Origin of the sequence: Propionivibrio sp., assembly GCF_049316945.1 — a bacterium.
GTDB lineage: Bacteria > Pseudomonadota > Gammaproteobacteria > Burkholderiales > Rhodocyclaceae > Propionivibrio.
Map to the genome: position 1 here is coordinate 1 of NZ_JBMOJE010000110.1, position 15,882 is coordinate 15,882.

General features: G+C 58.4%; 21 protein-coding genes and 1 pseudogene. 6 read left to right on the top strand and 16 right to left on the bottom strand.

Annotated elements, in window-relative coordinates:
• Nucleotides 1–64: 64 nt before the first annotated feature.
• Nucleotides 65–376 (bottom strand): DUF1778 domain-containing protein, encoded by a 312-nt coding sequence (locus tag ACOYNV_RS19995; protein WP_422901574.1) that lies wholly within the window; start codon nt 374–376, stop codon nt 65–67.
• 183 nt (nt 377–559) lie between these two features.
• On the opposite strand from ACOYNV_RS19995, the gene ACOYNV_RS20000 reads away from it, so the two are divergent.
• A complete protein-coding gene (locus tag ACOYNV_RS20000; protein WP_422901575.1) occupies nt 560–757 on the top strand; it encodes a hypothetical protein in 198 nt (65 codons plus the stop codon).
• A gap of 37 nt (nt 758–794) precedes the next feature.
• On the opposite strand, the gene ACOYNV_RS20005 is transcribed toward ACOYNV_RS20000, so the two are convergent.
• From ACOYNV_RS20005 to ACOYNV_RS20030, 6 genes are all read right to left on the bottom strand, one after another.
• Nucleotides 795–1,121 carry a type II toxin-antitoxin system PemK/MazF family toxin gene (locus tag ACOYNV_RS20005; protein ID WP_422901576.1) on the bottom strand — a complete coding sequence of 109 codons (327 nt, stop codon included), beginning with the start codon at nt 1,119–1,121 and terminating at the stop codon, nt 795–797.
• Nucleotides 1,115–1,351, bottom strand: a complete 237-nt coding sequence (locus tag ACOYNV_RS20010; protein ID WP_422901577.1) for a hypothetical protein — start codon at nt 1,349–1,351, stop codon at nt 1,115–1,117. The genes ACOYNV_RS20005 and ACOYNV_RS20010 overlap by 7 nt, the downstream gene beginning before the upstream one ends.
• Nucleotides 1,352–1,727: 376 nt before the next feature.
• Nucleotides 1,728–2,513, bottom strand: coding sequence for a peptidylprolyl isomerase (locus ACOYNV_RS20015; protein ID WP_422901578.1), 786 nt, complete (start codon nt 2,511–2,513; stop codon nt 1,728–1,730).
• Between the two features lie 73 nt (nt 2,514–2,586).
• Nucleotides 2,587–2,883: a BolA family protein gene (locus ACOYNV_RS20020; RefSeq protein ID WP_422901579.1), complete on the bottom strand. Its 297-nt coding sequence runs from the start codon at nt 2,881–2,883 to the stop codon at nt 2,587–2,589.
• The gene (locus ACOYNV_RS20025; protein WP_422901580.1) at nt 2,880–3,182 is read right to left on the bottom strand and encodes a YciI family protein; all 303 of its coding nucleotides are present in this window, start codon (nt 3,180–3,182) and stop codon (nt 2,880–2,882) included. Before ACOYNV_RS20025 ends, ACOYNV_RS20020 begins: the two co-directional genes overlap by 4 nt.
• A complete protein-coding gene (locus ACOYNV_RS20030) occupies nt 3,182–3,724 on the bottom strand; it encodes a septation protein A (protein WP_422901581.1) in 543 nt (180 codons plus the stop codon). Before ACOYNV_RS20030 ends, ACOYNV_RS20025 begins: the two co-directional genes overlap by 1 nt.
• A 55-nt stretch (nt 3,725–3,779) precedes the next feature.
• Here ACOYNV_RS20030 and ACOYNV_RS20035 point away from each other — a divergent pair, with 55 nt between their 5' ends.
• From ACOYNV_RS20035 to ACOYNV_RS20045, 3 genes are read left to right on the top strand one after another with little or no spacing between them, the layout of a single operon-like run.
• Entirely contained in the window at nt 3,780–3,995 is a 216-nt protein-coding gene (locus ACOYNV_RS20035; RefSeq protein WP_422901582.1) for a hypothetical protein, read from the top strand.
• On the top strand, nt 3,992–5,044 hold the full coding sequence (locus ACOYNV_RS20040; RefSeq protein ID WP_422901583.1) for an HD-GYP domain-containing protein: 1,053 nt from the start codon (nt 3,992–3,994) through the stop codon (nt 5,042–5,044). The genes ACOYNV_RS20035 and ACOYNV_RS20040 overlap by 4 nt, the downstream gene beginning before the upstream one ends.
• Before the next feature lie 39 nt (nt 5,045–5,083).
• Nucleotides 5,084–5,482 carry an Hpt domain-containing protein gene (locus ACOYNV_RS20045; RefSeq protein WP_422901584.1) on the top strand — a complete coding sequence of 133 codons (399 nt, stop codon included), beginning with the start codon at nt 5,084–5,086 and terminating at the stop codon, nt 5,480–5,482.
• 110 nt (nt 5,483–5,592) lie between these two features.
• Here ACOYNV_RS20045 and bioD read toward each other — a convergent pair whose 3' ends face one another.
• The 9 genes from bioD to ACOYNV_RS20090 all read right to left on the bottom strand — a co-directional run bounded on the left by bioD (nt 5,593) and on the right by ACOYNV_RS20090 (nt 14,873).
• Nucleotides 5,593–6,261 (bottom strand): dethiobiotin synthase, encoded by a 669-nt coding sequence (gene bioD / locus ACOYNV_RS20050; protein ID WP_422901585.1) that lies wholly within the window; start codon nt 6,259–6,261, stop codon nt 5,593–5,595.
• A complete protein-coding gene (bioC, locus tag ACOYNV_RS20055) occupies nt 6,258–7,031 on the bottom strand; it encodes a malonyl-ACP O-methyltransferase BioC (RefSeq protein ID WP_422901586.1) in 774 nt (257 codons plus the stop codon). The genes bioD and bioC overlap by 4 nt, the downstream gene beginning before the upstream one ends.
• On the bottom strand, nt 7,012–7,896 hold the full coding sequence (locus ACOYNV_RS20060; protein WP_422901587.1) for an alpha/beta fold hydrolase: 885 nt from the start codon (nt 7,894–7,896) through the stop codon (nt 7,012–7,014). Before ACOYNV_RS20060 ends, bioC begins: the two co-directional genes overlap by 20 nt.
• Nucleotides 7,893–9,059 carry an 8-amino-7-oxononanoate synthase gene (bioF, locus tag ACOYNV_RS20065; RefSeq protein ID WP_422901588.1) on the bottom strand — a complete coding sequence of 389 codons (1,167 nt, stop codon included), beginning with the start codon at nt 9,057–9,059 and terminating at the stop codon, nt 7,893–7,895. The genes ACOYNV_RS20060 and bioF overlap by 4 nt, the downstream gene beginning before the upstream one ends.
• A 34-nt stretch (nt 9,060–9,093) precedes the next feature.
• Nucleotides 9,094–9,498 (bottom strand): type II toxin-antitoxin system VapC family toxin, encoded by a 405-nt coding sequence (locus tag ACOYNV_RS20070; RefSeq protein ID WP_422901589.1) that lies wholly within the window; start codon nt 9,496–9,498, stop codon nt 9,094–9,096.
• Nucleotides 9,495–9,755 (bottom strand): hypothetical protein, encoded by a 261-nt coding sequence (locus tag ACOYNV_RS20075; protein WP_422901590.1) that lies wholly within the window; start codon nt 9,753–9,755, stop codon nt 9,495–9,497. Before ACOYNV_RS20075 ends, ACOYNV_RS20070 begins: the two co-directional genes overlap by 4 nt.
• 260 nt (nt 9,756–10,015) lie before the next feature.
• Nucleotides 10,016–11,362, bottom strand: a complete 1,347-nt coding sequence (locus ACOYNV_RS20080; RefSeq protein WP_422901591.1) for an adenosylmethionine--8-amino-7-oxononanoate transaminase — start codon at nt 11,360–11,362, stop codon at nt 10,016–10,018.
• Between the two features lie 242 nt (nt 11,363–11,604).
• The gene (locus ACOYNV_RS20085; RefSeq protein ID WP_422901592.1) at nt 11,605–12,780 is read right to left on the bottom strand and encodes a DUF2863 family protein; all 1,176 of its coding nucleotides are present in this window, start codon (nt 12,778–12,780) and stop codon (nt 11,605–11,607) included.
• A gap of 116 nt (nt 12,781–12,896) precedes the next feature.
• Nucleotides 12,897–14,873 (bottom strand): site-specific recombinase, encoded by a 1,977-nt coding sequence (locus ACOYNV_RS20090; protein ID WP_422901593.1) that lies wholly within the window; start codon nt 14,871–14,873, stop codon nt 12,897–12,899.
• A gap of 470 nt (nt 14,874–15,343) precedes the next feature.
• Here ACOYNV_RS20090 and ACOYNV_RS20095 point away from each other — a divergent pair, with 470 nt between their 5' ends.
• Both ACOYNV_RS20095 and ACOYNV_RS20100 read left to right on the top strand, forming a co-directional pair.
• Nucleotides 15,344–15,469 carry a hypothetical protein gene (locus ACOYNV_RS20095; protein ID WP_422901594.1) on the top strand — a complete coding sequence of 42 codons (126 nt, stop codon included), beginning with the start codon at nt 15,344–15,346 and terminating at the stop codon, nt 15,467–15,469.
• Nucleotides 15,463–15,882: pseudogene (locus tag ACOYNV_RS20100) on the top strand (hypothetical protein); the annotation flags it as partial. The gene ACOYNV_RS20095 and the pseudogene ACOYNV_RS20100, both read left to right, overlap by 7 nt.

Here is a 15,882-nt window from a genome sequence, read left to right on the forward strand (position 1 = left end):
CTGACGAGCGACCTGCCGCAGCCAGTCATTCAGTTCCTGGCGGTCGCAGTCGAATCCCTGCCGATCATGATTCCCAGCTAAAGGTCGTACCTGCATCATCGTGCCTGGCCTTCTGGTAATGATTCAGGGCGGCCTTCAGCTTGGCATTCGGCTTAGGCGGGTTTTCCATCAGGTCGAGCAACCAGTTCCAGTCGCGCGGCGACAGACGAATCACTTCCTCACGTTCGATGACAGTCTGTGCCTCCTTTAATGCAGCCTGGACCAGAAACTGATTGACCGTGGCGCCGGTTAGCTCGGCGGCACGGCACAGAGTCTCGTAGACCTCATGTGGAACTCGGGCGCCGATACGATCTTGCTTGGCAATGGCAGTACCCATTATTCACCTCCAACAATTTCTTGAGCGCTCAGTGTATCACTGTCGCCATTTTGGCGCCAACTTGCCCGATGACGGAAATATAGCCTGGATTACTGATCGCGCAGGTCGTGGGATAGGGAAAGGCACCGGGCTATTCTCGCCTCTTGTGCTATCAAATCCAGGGCTGAAAAGCAAAAGCTAAAATTGAAAATCACGTCACCAGGCGCGCAACACCAGGAAATTCGTCTGTTTTTGTTGTTGCAGCCTGGTGGCTCCGCGCTTCCAGCAGGGCAACAGGAGACCACGGATTTCAGCGCAGTGAAAACAGAAAGCCGTGGTTTATCCCCTGTTGTTTTTGATGCATTGATGCTGACCCCGATAGTTATTTTCTGGATGTTCTGAACGTTCCGGAATGTTCGGGCGTGTTCTTGATGTTCTTTCAGCCCAGCATTTCCAGCAATGTTTTATGCCACTGCGCGGCATCGACCTCGCCCAGCTTGCTGGTGAGCCGGGTTTTATCGACGCAACGGATTTGATCGAGCAGCACGCGCCCCGGTCTGCCGCCGATATTGACTTCCGGGCGACACCCGAGCGGCTGTCCTTTGCTGGTAATTGGCGCGATGATCACGCGCGGCAAGACCGCATTCATGTCATCCGGCGACACAACAAGGCAGGGGCGCTTCTTTTTTATCTCGGTACCAACCGTCGGATCGAGATTGACCCAATACACCTCGCCGCGCTGAATCTTCGCCCCCGCCTTCACCATACCCACTCCTCGCAACTGTCATCGACGGGCAGACCTTCCCAGGCGTCGATATCGTCATCCCCCCGGTAGCCATCAAACCACCCGGCACGCGGCGCGAGCACGGGCGTAATCACCAGTCGCCCAGCCTCAACGGTCATCTCCACTGCGCCATCAATCCGGCATTCCACCAGCAACGCGGCCGGAATAAGCACCCCCCGGGAATTCCCAACCTTGCGTAACGTCGTTAGCATCGCTTTCTCCTGCAAAAAAGTTATAACAAAATTATAACCATTGGCAAAGCAAGTGCAAGCCCCAACGGCGAAGTTGTTGCCGCGTGGTTTGATGTGAAGCGGAATAGCAGGGAAAATCAGGCAGGCGCGGCAGGGTGGGCGACCTCAAATGACAAGGCATTCAGGACAGCACGGGAAACAATCGTGTCCCCTATTGTTCTCACTTTTTGGGTTAGTGGCCTCGGCAGATAGGACAAAAGCCAAGCTATTGATTTTTTTAGCGAACCTTTGCGATTTTCTTTACTTGTGCGATTGTCCAACGCACATCGCCTTCCATCATAAAAAAACGCCGGGAGGCTTGGAGCCGTCCCGGCGTTTTTTTGTGTGGCGTTGAGAATCAGTCGATCTTGGCTTTGGCGCGCAGGCCGTCAACCATCTTGTTGATCTGTTGTGACTGTGCTTGCTGGAGCAGGCGTGGCTTGATTTCGTCGAACGGCGGAACGGTCAGCGGGCGGCTGTCTTCGAGCAGGATGACGTGGTAGCCAAACTCGGTCTTGACCGGGGCTTCGGTATATTTGCCCTTGCTCAGGCTGGTGAGAGCATCGCTGAAGGGTTTGACGAAGTTGCCGGCGCTAGCCCAGCCGAGATCGCCGCCATTGTCCTTGGAGCCCGGGTCGATCGATTGCTTGGCGAGTTCTTCAAACTTGGCGCCTTTCTTGAGGTTGGCGATGATCGCTTTGGCGTCGTCCTCGCTCAGCACCAGAATGTGGCGCGCCTTGTATTCGGTGTTGCCGAGCCGGGCTTTGATCGTCTCGTACTCTGCCTTCAACTGTGCGTCGCTGATCGGGTTCTTTTTGACGTAGTCCTGAATATAGGCACGTACGTACAAAGCCTGTTTTGCCGCATCGGCCTGAGCAGCGATTTCCGGCTTCTTGTCGAGTCCGGCCTTCTTGGCTTCCTGGATCAGCAGTTCACGCCGGATGAGTTCTTCACGAACGGCATTTTTAAGTTCAGGGGAATCGGGTGCGCCCTGGGCTTTCTGTTCGGCCATGAAGACGTTGGCGAGGCTTTGCGAAACGGCGACGCCGTTGACTGTAACGAAGGCATTGCCGGCGGCCATGGCCGATGCCGACATGATCGCGCCGACGAGCAGTGCGGCCGCAAGTTTCGAGAGATTCTGCATGAGTGGTATTCCTTCTGTCTGGGTTGAGTTGGGTAGGATAGGGTTTCTTGTTATAAGAGTAAACCAGTTGCATTCACTGCACTTCGTCCGGAGTAAATGACTGAATGCTTAGCGCGTGGATTTTACTACGCATCAGTTCGCCAAGGGCGGTGTAGATAAGGCGGTGACGGGCCAGCGTCGATTTGCCCGAGAATTCTGCCGAGACGATGAGCAATCGGTAATGGCCGCCACCATCTTTGGCTCCCTGGTGACCCGCATGCAACGCCGAGTCGTCAATCAATTCCAGACGAACCGGTTCAAGATCAGCCAGCCGCTGGCGCAGAATGGATTCGAAGTCAGCAACAGATTGGCCCGAATCGGTTGGGCTCACGCAGGCAAAACTTTCTTGAACGGCTTGACACTGACACTGGAATAAACATTCGCGACAATGTAGGGGTCGGCATCGGCCCACGCCTGAGCCGCCTCCAGCGAGGCGAAGTCGGCAACGATCAGGCTGCCGGAAAAACCGGCCGGGCCGGGATCGGGCGAGTCGATGGCGGGAAAGGGGCCGGCCAGGATCAGGCGACCTTGTTCCTGTAGCGTTTTCAGGCGTTCAACATGGGCTGGCCGGGCTTCAAGGCGAGCAGCAAGTGATCCGGGATGGTCTTCACCAACGATGGCATAAAGCATCAGTTTTTCTCCTCCTCGATGTATTTTGACAGTATCAGCCCCTGGATGATGACGAAAACAAGCATCAGGCCCATGCCGCCAAACAGCTTGAAGTTGACCCAGTCATCGGTTGATAAATTGAATGCGAATGCTACAGCGAGATTGGCGAATCCCATGAAAACGAAAAAGCCGACCCACGACCAGTTGAGCCGATCCCAAACAGTCTCGGGAAGCTTCATCTGTTCGGTGAGCAGGGTACGGATCAGGTTTTTCTTGAAAAACAGCGTGCCGATGATCAGCCCTGCGGCAAAGGCCCAATAGAGAACCGTCGGTTTCCATTTGATGAAGGTTTCGTCGTGGAAGATCAGCGTCATTCCGCCGAAGACCGTGACAATACCCAAACTGACCCACAGCATGGTGTCGATCTTGCGATGTTTGAACCAGACCCAGCCGATCTGGGCGAAGGTGGCGGCGATTGCCACACCGGTGGCAACAAAAATATCGCCAAACTTGAAGGCGATAAAAAACAGGATGACCGGGAACAGATCGAAGAGAAATTTCATGGATAAACCAGCTAGAATATCTTAGGATTATGGCTGATTTGGCAAGGCGCTGTCCATGTTTCAGCGTAGCAACCTATTACTCGAGGACACCACCATGCAAGTCGCTCAGGCAATCCTTCGCAGCACCGACGATATTCCGGGCGAACTGTCGTCATTGGTTGCGTTGGCGCCGAATCTGGTCCTCGCTTTCGGTTCGGTTGATTTGCTCAAGAGCGCCGCCCCCTTCATTGCCGCTGCATTTCCAGCGGCGCGCCTTTGGAGATCAGCATGAACCGAGTCGCCATAATAGATGACAGCGAGATCAATTTGACTCTGCTGAAGGCTCTGGTTATCAAACTTGGCGATTGCGAGCCGCTGCTGTTTCAGGAGTCGCTCAAGGGTTTGGCCTGGTGTACCGGGAGTCGGCCCGATCTGGTGATCGTCGATTACATGATGCCGGGACTCGATGGCCTGCAATTCATCGCCCGTTTTCGTACGCAGCCTGGCTGTGATGAAATTCCGGTGCTGATGATCACCGCCAATGACGACAAGGATGTGCGTTATGAGGCCCTGAAGGTCGGGGCGACCGACTTTCTCACCAAGCCGGTTGATCGCATCGAGTTCTCTGCGCGGGTGCGCAACATGCTGGCGCTGGGTGCCAGCCGGAAGAAACTGGCCGACAAGGCGGCCTGGCTGGCCGAAGAGGTCAAAAAGGCGACGGCAGCCGTGCATGCCAGGGAACAGGAGCTGCTGTTTCGCATGTCGCGCGCGGCCGAGTTTCGCGATCCGGAGACCGGGGCTCATATTCAGCGCATGGCGCATTATTCACGCCTGATTGCGGCCAGACTCGGGCTATCGGTTGCTGATCAGGAACTGATCCTGCAAGCGGCTCCGATGCACGATGTGGGCAAGATTGGCATTCCCGACTACATCCTGCTCAAACCGGGGAAGCTGACAACGGAAGAGTTCGATCTGATGAAGACCCATTCTTTGCTGGGCTTCGAACTGCTCAAAGGGAGTGAGTCGACGATTCTTCAGTCAGCCGCCGCGATCGCCATATCACACCACGAAAAATTCGATGGTTCCGGCTATCCCTATGGCGTAGCCGGCGAGGCGATTCCTCTCTTCGGGCGTATCGTGGCGGTTGCTGACGTATTCGATGCGCTGACCTCGGAACGACCCTACAAGAAAGCCTGGCCGATCGAGCGCGCAGTGGACCTCCTGCGTGAAGGCGCCGGCCAGCATTTCGACGCGGCTTGTGTCGAGGCTTTCCTGGCGTGCCGGGACGATGTATTAGGCATTCATGCCGAGTATCAGGATGCGGAAGTTCCCAATATTTGAAACGCTTTTGGCACAGCATTTTTAGCCCGACAGACTGAGATGCGCGCCGATCAACGGCAAGAAGAAGTGGAGGAATATCGATTGTCTGCGAGTGAGTTATACAATCAGTTATATAACCGCGCCGAGGCGCTGGAGCGTCTGGGCGGCGATGAGGAACTGTTTGCCGATGTGGTCAGTATGTTCGTTGCTGAAAGCGAATCCTACTGCAGCGCCCTGGAAGCGGCTCTCTTGTCAGCCGATGCAGCGGTATTGCGACGCGAAGCGCATACCGTGAAAAGCATGCTGGCAACCTTCTCGTACGAAGCTGGTCGGGAACTTGCGATGCGCCTTGAGCATCTGGCGGCAACGGGCAATCTCGATGGCGCTGACAGTCTCACGAGCGAGGTGGTGGCAGCCGTCAGGCGGCTGGTCGAAGAGTTTGCCAGAGAAGCCGCTTAGTGTGAAAGTCGCGCCAGCGACTCTCGAGCCTCCCCTCGCCCTTCGGGGTCGGGGGTGAGGGTAACGGGCAGGGCTTTCATTGCTTGGGGTTCCTATCAAAGCTATGCCCGTTAGTCCGGAAGCCGGATCAGTTTCGCCGCCTCTTCTGATGTGCTGTTGGCCGGAATGACGCCGAGCAGTGGTGCGTCAATGCGAGCCTCAAGCGCTGCCAGATTCTCCTCGAAGCGGGACATCTCAGGGTCGATGTGGTTGGCGATCCAGCCGGCCAGTTTCAGTCCGCGTACTTTGATGGCTTGCTGAGTCAAAAGCGCGTGGTTGATGCAGCCCAGGCGCATGCCGACGACCAGGATGACCGGCAGCCCGAGCTGTTCGGCAAGGTCGGCAGTATCGCAATGCGGGCCAAGCGGAACACAGAAGCCGCCGACGCCTTCGACCAGCAGCGCATCGGCCATCCCGCGCAAGGTGTTGAAAGCGGCAACGATGGGCCCGATGTCGATCATGCTTCCGGCTTCGGCCGCGGCGATATGCGGGGCAATCGCGGGTGCAAAGAGGTAGGGATTGACCAGTTCGCGCGGAGCGTTGATTCCGGCAGCGGCGATCAACTGTTCAACATCCTCGTTTTTTCCTGAAGCATCGGTTCCGGCGGCGACGGGCTTCATGCCGATGGCCTTGATGCCCCGGTCGCGCAGTCCATGCAGCAGCGCGCAGGTGATGAAGGTCTTGCCGACTTCGGTATCGGTACCGGTAATAAACCAGGCGTGCGTGGTGGGCTTATTCATTTTCTGGCGTAGCCGAGAATGACGTCGTAGCTTGCCGGCAGGCCAGCCGGCTCACGGTGCTGTTCGTAGGTGGCCTGTACTTTTTTCCAGGCGTGCCGCCCCATCATTCCGCTGCGCGCCCCCTCGCCGACATTGTGCGCGCCGATGTCCTTGACCGCGCGCAACAGGGTTTTCAGGTCGGGATAATAAACCGTGTGCTTCTTGCGCCGCAGGTCGACGTTGCCGAATCCTGCGCGGACAAGCGACTCGCGGATGGCGTCCGGTTCACTGAAGGGCAAGGTATGGCGGTGCTGGTCGATGCTGGCAAAGGCCTGGCGCAGTTCGTGGAAGGTGTTCGGGCCGAGTGTGCTGAGGGCCAGTTGGCCACCGGGCTTGAGAACCCGCGCGGCTTCCAGAAAGACGGCGTCGCTGTCGCACCACTGAATGGTCAGGCTCGACCACCACAGGTCAAAACTGGCCTCGTCCAAGGGCAGTTTTTCGATGTCGGCAGCAAGGCAGACATCCGAATCGCGCAGCGCGTGGTTGAGCATGGCCGGAGCGAAATCGACTCCGGTGATATGCGCGGCGGGCCAGCGTGCGCGCAGCAGGCGTGCGCCGTAGCCGGTGCCGCAGCCAGCGTCCAGGATGCGCGCTGGCGTGAGGCCGGAAAGAAAAAAGTCTTCAAGCAGGCTCTCGCACACTTGGCGCTGAACGACGGCGGCACCGTCGTAAGTGGCGGCAGCGCGGTCGAATGACTCGCGGATGCGCTGTTTAATTGATTGCAGAAGCATTGCAGAAATCGCTAATCAGCCTGGCAAAACGTTCAGGGTCGTTGAGGAAGGGTGCATGCGCTGCACCGATGAAGATTTCGAGTTGGGCGAGCGGCAGTTTATCAGCCAGCCAGTGCGCTGCAGCGAGCGGCATCAACGGATCGTTTTCGCCGTGGATCAGCAGCGTTGGAAGCGAGATGGAAGCGACCTGCTGCCGCAAGTCGATATCGCGTAGCCAGCCGAGCCCTTGAACAAGCGTTGCGGCATCAGGCAGAGGCGATACACAGCGCGCCAGGGAACGGGCGTTGGCGCGGGCCTTGGTGTCGCCTTGATTGAGCAGGGCGATGAAACGTTTCAAGGTGGCGGCTGCATCTTCGCCGACAGCGCTGTCGAAGGCGTCAAGCAGCGCCGGGGTTTGTGCGTGCGGCCAGTCGACGCGCTGCGCAAAGCTGGGGGTGCCGCCGACCAGGATCAGTCGCGAAAAATGGTCGGGGTGGAGCAGGGCGGCCTGCATGGCAAGCTGGCTGCCGAGCGACCAGCCGCAAAGGATGCAGCCCACGGGCAGGCTGTCGGTCAGCGCTGCGGCGGTGTGGACGAAAGAAGGCACGCTACTGGCCGATGCTCTGGAGAGCGCTTCGAATGGCGATCTACAGGGTGTATGCCATGAAGCCGTTTGTTTATGCGCCTGCTGGCCGTGTGCATCTGAAGGCTGTTTATTCATAAGGCTTTCAGGGGAGTCATAGCCTGGCAGGTCGACCAGATGCACCTTGAAGCGCTGCGCCAGCATAGGCGCCACATCCTGCCAGGCGGACTTGCCGATTCCCCAGCCGTGGATCAAGGCCAGATCGAGTCCCTGACCGACGATTTCGACGTTTAGCCCTGTCATGCCAGTTCCAGCAAGGCATCGACAAGTCTGTCCACCTGCCCGGCACTGTGTGCGGCGGTCAGCGAAACGCGCAGGCGGGCGGTGCCCTTGGGCACCGTTGGCGGACGGATGGCCGGCACCCACAAACCGCGTTCGTAGAGCGCGTTGGCCACGCGCAGCGCTTCGTGGTTATCGCCGATGATCACCGGCTGGATGGCCGTGGGTGACGGCAGAAGTTGCCAGCGGGTATTGGCCAGCCCGTCGCGCAATTGCGCGGTAAGCTGCCGCAAATGCTCGCGGCGCGCGTCGCCGTTTTCGATCAGGGCGAGGCTGGCGGCCAGCGCACAGGCGATGATCGGGCTTGATCCGGTGGTGAAAATATAGGTCCGGGCGCGTTGCAGCAGCCACTCGATAACCGCTTCGTGCGCTGCGACGAAGGCGCCGGAAGCACCGGCCGCCTTGCCCAGCGTGCCCATGTAAATTAAACGCTGTGCCGCCGGGAGCTTGAAGTGCGCAAGGCTGCCGCGCCCCTGCGCGCCGAGCACGCCGAAGCCATGCGCGTCGTCGACCACCAGCCAGGCGTCGAAGTGTTCGGCGAGTTCGAGCAGTCCGGGCAGCGGTGCCAGATCGCCATCCATGCTGAATACGGCGTCGCTGAGGATCAGCTTGCGCTTGGCCTTGCTGGACGCCAACAGGCGTTCGAGCACGGCCAGGTCGCCATGCGGGTAGCGCTGGCTGTCGGCCCGCGATAACTGGACGGCGTCGATCAGCGAGGCATGGTTCAGTTTGTCGGCAAACACCGCGTCGCCACGCCCGACCAGTGCCGGCACGATGCCGAGATTGGCCATGTAGCCGGTTGAAAAAAGCAGGGCGCGCGGGAAGCCGGTGAAGGCAGCCAGTTTCTGTTCCAGCGCCTCGTGCGGCGCTTGATGCCCGCTCACCAGATGCGAGGCGCCACTGCCGACGCCCCAGGTTCTGGCCCCGGCGCAAGCCGCTTCGATCAGCGCCGGATCGTTGGCCAGCCCCAGATAGTCGTTACTGCAGAAACTGATCAGCTCGTGGCCGTCGACGCGCGCCAGCGGGCCGCAAGGTGCGTCCAGCAGGCGTCGGCGGCGCTTCAGGCCGTCGGCGTCGAGTTGGGTCAGTTGCGCGACAAGTTCTGTGTAAAGGCTGGATTCGGACATCGAAAGTCAGAGGGTGTGGAAGGTGTTCGGGTTATCAAACCAGCCGGAAATGTTTTCGCCCGGGCAGGCGGTAGGTTTCAAAATCGTTGCGGTCGAGCGTCCAGATGGTGGCACTGCCGGTTTTCAGCGCGGCAACCACCAGCGAGGCATCGGCGAGATCCATCGGACGGTCGGCATAGCGGGTGATCCAGTCGATGGCGGTGATCAGTTCATCCTTGCCGAGCGGCATCACTTCCAAGCCGCCATGCTCGATCCAGCCGTACAGCGGCAGAGTTGAGGCCACTGTCGGTGCAAGGTGGGAAAATTCGGTAAGCACAGCCCAGGTGGTTAGCAACCGACCGCGATAACTCTTTAGAAATTGCGTGCAGCGCTCGTGGGCGTTATCCCTTTTGTCGGCCAATGCAACCAGCGGTCCGGTATCGACAAGTAAAACGGTCACGCGCTACGCCCGTGCTTCTCGCGAATGGCCGCCTTGACGCGTTCTTTCGTGGGGATAGTGCTGGCCTTTTCAGAGGCGAAGGAGCCAATGAAACCGGCCTCGCAGGCGATTTCGTAGGGCGATTTTTCTGCGGGCCCGGTGCTGAAGCGTTGTTCGAGCAGTTCGATGATGACCTCGGATTTGCTGCGCCGTGTTTCGACGCAATACTGCGCCAGCATCTGTTCGAGGCGGTCAGGGATGCGAACGGTGGTAGTCATGGCGATTCCTTGGCGGTTGAGCTTGTATTAACGGTAATACAGGATTGCTTCTTGCGCAAGGAAAAATTTTTGGCTCAGAGTCAGTGAAAATATCAAAAATCCACCGCAGAGACGCAAAGGGGCAAAGGAAACGCAGAGGAACCCCATTGTTTTTAAAGGTTTTCTCTGCGAAACCTCTGCGGCTCTGCATTTCCTTCGGTCACCTTTGCGTCTCTGCGGTGGGTGTTCAGGCATTTTTTCACAGCCTCTCAGCGGGGCGTTCAACGAAGAAGCGGTTTCGCCAGGGCTTCCTCCAGCGCACCACTCGTCGCCTGGCCGAGGTGTGCGATTTCGTCGTCGCTGACGATGTAGGGCGGCATCAGGTAAACGGTGTTGCCGATGGGGCGGATCAGGGCTTCACGGTCAAGCGCCGCACGGTAAAAGTGGCGGGAAAAATGCGGGTCGGTGGTTTCAACATCAAACGCCAGAATCATGCCGCGCTGGCGCAGGTGCTTGACTTGCGGATGCTGGCCGAGTGGTGCCAGTGCGGCGGCGAGCTTGTCGGCGCGAACTTTGTTTGCTTCCAGCACCTTGTCGGTTTCGAAAATGTCGAGGGTCGCCAGCGCCGCGCGACAAGCCAGCGCGTTGCCGGTGTAGGAGTGCGAGTGCAGGAAGCCGCGCGCCGTGGCGTCGTCGTAAAACGCGCCATAAACGGAGTCGGTGGTGAGTACGATCGAGAGTGGCAGGTAGCCGCCTGAAATGCCCTTCGAGAGGCACAGGAAATCGGGTTTGATGCCGGCCTGCTGATGCGCGAAGAAGGTGCCGGTGCGGCCGCAGCCAACGGCGATTTCGTCGCAGATCAGGTGCACTTCGTAGCGGTCGCAAAGGGCGCGCGCCAGGCGCAGGTATTCCGGGTCGTACATGGCCATGCCGCTGGCGCACTGGATCAACGGCTCGACGATCAGCGCGGCGATTTTTTCGTGATGCTGTTCGAGGTGGCGTTCGAGTGCTACCGCAGCGCGGCGGGCCACGTCGACCGAAGTTTCGCCGTCGCCCGCATTGCGTGCATCGGGCGACGGCACCGTAGCGGCGGGGCGAATCAATGGCGCATAGGCGTCCTTGAAAATCGCCACGTCGGTAACGGCCAGTGCGCCGACCGTTTCGCCGTGGTAGCTGCCTTCGAGGCAGAGAAAATCCTGTTTCTCGCTGCGGCCCCGGTTGCGCCAGGAGTGGAAGGACATCTTGAGGGCAATCTCGGTTGCCGAGGCCCCGTCGGAGGCGTAGAAGCAATGGCCGAGTGCGCCGCCGGTCAGTGCCGCCAGCCGTTCCGAAAGTTCCACCACCGGGCGGTGCGTAAAGCCGGCGAGGATGACGTGTTCGAGTTCTTCGAGTTGTTCGCGCAATGCCGCGTTGATGCGCGGGTTGCAGTGGCCGAAGAGATTGACCCACCAGGAACTGATGCCGTCGAGATAGCGCCGGCCGTCAAAATCATGCAGCCAGACGCCCTTTGCGCTGGCGATTGGGATCAGGGGCAGCGAACCGCTGTCGCTGCCCGTGTGTTGCTTCATTTGCGTGCACGGGTGCCAGACGGCGTTGAGGCTGCGTTGCAGCAGGTCGGTGTTACTCATCGGGGAATTATCGTGAAAGTCGCGTCAGAGGCTGTGAATTAATTGGCACCGGCATCCAAGACCGTGGCCCGAGGCCAGGCTTCGCGCTCATTCCGGCGCAGGCCGGAATCCAGTGCGCACCTCTGATATCCATGAAAACAATCAGATAGACGAACTAGACCCCGGGCTCTGCACTTCCTTCGGTCGCCTTCGCCGGGGTGACGAGCTGGGAGATTTGGCTGAAATGAATTTTTCACTACCCGTCAGTGCAGCGTTTGCGATGGCGCGTTGTTCTGCTCCGGCAATTCGGCGTGCACCGTATCGCCTTCGATGTTGGGATAGAGCGGCGCCCCGCAGTCGTCGCAGAACTCGAAGGGAAATTGCTGGTGTAGTACCATGACTTCCTTGACGCCGGATTCACGCAAAATGGTTTCGACTTCGCCGGCCACGTCGGCTGTTTCATCTTCCGCTCCAAGCAGTGGCCAGATAACGCCATGAAAAATCGTATCGCTGTCACGGGGCCCGAAAGAGATGCGGTATTCCTCCAGTTGCTTGTCGTGAAAGCCGCCAATGACGGCACGCAGCGCCTCGGCCGGTTTGCCTAGCGTAGTTTGCAGAAAAGCCACCGAGGCACGAATCGAGTAGGGCCGTGAGGCCATATCAGCCGTGCGGCAGGCAGCGTGATAAGCGTCGGCGAGCAAAGGTTGATAAGCGCAACCGGTAAGCAGCGGTTCAAGACAGGGGCCGCCCTGTTTCTCCCATTCCTTGAGCGCTGTTTCGCGAGTGCAATTGTCGGACTCATTCCAGCGGAAGAGTGGCATGCCGCGCGGCACGGCAATCGCGCCGATCAGATAACGCGTGTCGGAGAGGAACTGGTTGGTTTCAGGCAGGCTCGAAACGTCCAGTTTCAACTCATTGTTGCACAGTGCCGCACCACCCAGATCGCGCATCAGTTGCCAGGTATCGACAAAAGTGCGCGGCAACTGGTCAGGGCTGTACAGATAGTTGGACAGCGACAGTTGGGCGCTGGCCGAAAATACATGCGATCCGAGATGAACCTTCAGCGTTTGCAGCGTGCCCTTGGGAATCGTGCAGGCGGGTATCGAGAAGCGTGACCAGGCGAGCAACGGAACATTGAACAACTGGATATCGTATTCCTGGCCCTGATGCGATAGCACACAGGATTCGGCACGCGACTCGATGATGTCGGCGAGGCTGTCGTGCGCGGCGGCGTGCGAGTCGAACAGACGATCGAGCGAGGCATTCAGGTCATCTTCGGCACTGTCCTGCAGCAGCTTGTCGACAAGTTCCGAGAGCTGCTTTTCCCAGAACATGTCCTCCAGCTTGCCGCCGGACTCGGCGAGGCCGATAGCCAGCCGGCCTAGTTCGTTGGCGTCGGCCGAGATGCGTTTGCGGTTTGAGAGACGATTGCGTTTCATGGTGGGGAGCCTGCATGGCAATTCAATTCGCTATTGTACCAAGGGAAGCGATGAATATCGGGTGGCGCGGGCTATTCACAGGTCAATCGCTGTTTTACATGCGCTGCGGCTTAAAGTCATGCGCCGTTCTTCGGCGGCAGGAAAAAATCCCTGGGCGAGCGGAACAGATGGCGCAGGATCGCCCCGGCGATCATTCGCCAAGGTGTTTCCGTAACCTTCCTGGCGCGCAGTGCGACGTTCAGCGCCAGGGCAAAGCTGACGCTCAGGTTGGTGAAGCCGATGGCGGCCACGCCGAGTGCCGACCACAGGAGCAGCCAGAGGTCCGGCGCGAAATCGAGACCGACGAAGGCGATGCCGATGAAAGCGGATGAAAACGCGACGTGGCGGATGTCGATCGGCAGGCCGAACAGCACGCCGAAAATCGTTGTGCCGCCGAGCAGAAAGCCGAAGAAGAGGTTGCCGGCCAGCGCGCCGAGGTTGTCGCCGATGTAGGCGGATACGCGACGCATGCGGCTTTCGCCGAACAGTCTTCTGGGCCATTCGAGTTGCAGAATGCGCTCGGGAACCTGGTTGTAGGCGGCGTAGTTGTCGTAGTAGCCGCTGATCAGGCCGGCGATGAACAGACAGACGCCGGCTATCGCCGCGTAGAAAACCGCGCCGCTGTGGATCAGGCTTTGCTCTTCAAGAAGATGAACCGCTTTTTCGGGGCTGACGAAGTGTGTCCCGCTGAGCCAGAAAACCGCGTAGTCCACCAGCCCGGCAAGGGGAATGGCGATGCAGATGTTGCCGAGAATGGCCACCATCTGGCTGCGAATGGTACGCGCCATCAGTCGGGTCAAGGTTTCGATATCGCGCAGCTTGCCGCCGGACTCGCTGATGCTGGCGGCGATGGCGTTGGCGGTCATCGCTGGCTGCTTGGTCGCTACCGTGCCGTGCAGGATGTGGATGAGGCAGAAGCCCAGCCCGTAATTGAGGCAGTAGACAATGGCCCCGGTAAGCGGCGGCATGTGTGCTTCGGCCAGCAGGATCTTGAAGCAGGCCATGAAGGCGATGATGCAGCCGCCAACCAACGCCGAGCGCGCCATGGCAAAGTATTCGCTGCGCGTTTCGGTGATGTAGTGTTCGCCGTGCGCGCTGGCGTTGTCGGTGACGCGCAGGGCGAGCAGTTCGGTGTTGCGTTGCCAGTGCTTGCTCAGATTGTCGCGCTGGCATTCATCCCGGATCATCCGGGTGAACAGATCGACGATGGCCGGATAGGCAGATTGCCCATCGGGATCGATGCGCAGGTTTTCGAGGATATCGAGCAGCTTTTCGCTGCGCACGATCAGTTGATATAACCGTTGCAGGTGATAGGTGAGGCGGATGCTGGTGCCGTCGCGGGCGGCGCGCTTGCGTATCTTTTCGATCACTTGCAGGCATTGGTCGAGCAATACGCGCAGGTGTTTGTCATCGCTGATCAGGGTGTCCGGTTGTCGCCAGGCGCCGGGATAGGCACCGATATAGGCGATCAACTCTTCATTCTGCGTGACGAACGGCGATTCGTAGGTTTCCAGTGCCCGGTCCAGTCGCAGCAACTCGGGTTCCATGCCGAAGGCGGCGATCCAGTACGAAAGCACCCGCAGCGAACGCAGGATTTCGGCAATCGGTCGCGGCATTTCCGATGCCGCCGGTTGTTCTTCAAAATGCAGTGCCGAAAACAGATGCAGCCAGGCCTCCTCACCAACGCCAATCACCCACAGCCCGTCGCTGGTTTCGTGAAAAATCTTGCGCAGGGCCGTGCGCAGCAGGTCAGCTTCCAGCGCCTCGGGGAGAATCTTGTGGCCAATGCGACTGAAGAATTCGGCGACAAAGCTGGTATTGGGCAGGATGCCGGTCGAGGTGTATAACTCCGAGTGGCGATGAGAATGGCTCAGTTCCTTGAGCTTTTCCACGAAGGCTGCGCGCAGTTCAGGGTGCAAGGAAAAGATGTGGCATAGCGCTTGCAGATTGCGTCTGGCCGATTCGAAGTCGGTCGCCTGGCGCGGCCGGATTTCGTCAATCAGCCGAGCGAACAGCGCCGCCGGATTGGCTTCTTTGTCTGTAAAGCTTGCCAATACTTGTTCCAAGGGCATCCACCTAAAATGACATGTTTGAGTTTTCAGGAATTTTTCAGGATTCTACGGAGAAATCAGGCTGAAATATGTTGCTGATGGCTGAAGTCTTCACGAATATTACGCACCGCCGACCAAAGGCATGACTGTTTTTTTGCCTTGAATAACCCCTGTTGCCAGATGATTTACAGCAAAATGTCTGAAGAGTCCCGTGGATAAACGATCTACAGACTATACATCCAGAGAGTGGCGTATTTAAAGGATCCACAGGCAGTATCTTTGTAGAACGCCTATCGAAGCGGCTTGCAGAGGTGTTTGTTTATGCGCTACGCTAACCCGACCTATGATTCTACGATGTGAAGTAAAGTAACCGCCTTCCGTGCTTGGCACCCGACACAAGAAAAAGCCCATGGCCATCAAGAAATCCGGACTTTTCTCCTCCCTCAAAAGCACCGGCAAGGGCGCGGTCATTCGTGCTGTTCCGGGGCGGTGCCGAGATCAAGACCCTGGTGGTCGACGACAAATGGCTGGCCGTGGAAGTCGAAACCTTGGCCGCTCGCGTAGATGAACACCTGAAAGAAATGGTGTTTACATGTTGACCAGAGACAATCAGCTTATCCATCGTCGCCGCTCAGTCAGGTTGAAAGAATTCGATTACGCTCAGGCTGGAGCGTATTTCGTAACGATATGCACTCACAACCGAGACTGCCTGTTTGGGCGAATCGAGCTTGATACCCTGGCGTTGAATGAATACGGGCAGCTCGTAGTCGATGAATGGATAAAAACGGCGGCAATACGTCCGGAAATTGCATTGGGCGAATATGTAGTCATGCCCAATCATTTTCACGGCATCGTCAAAATAATCCATGGTGGGGGCACGGCGTGCCGTGCCCAAAACATACCGCCTCCGGCCCAAACAACAGAAAAATTCGGTGCCCCTATTCCTGGATCGTTGCCGATGACAAATCTCGCCCCATTGGAGCCACCGAATCGCGGCCTAATGGTGCCAGCG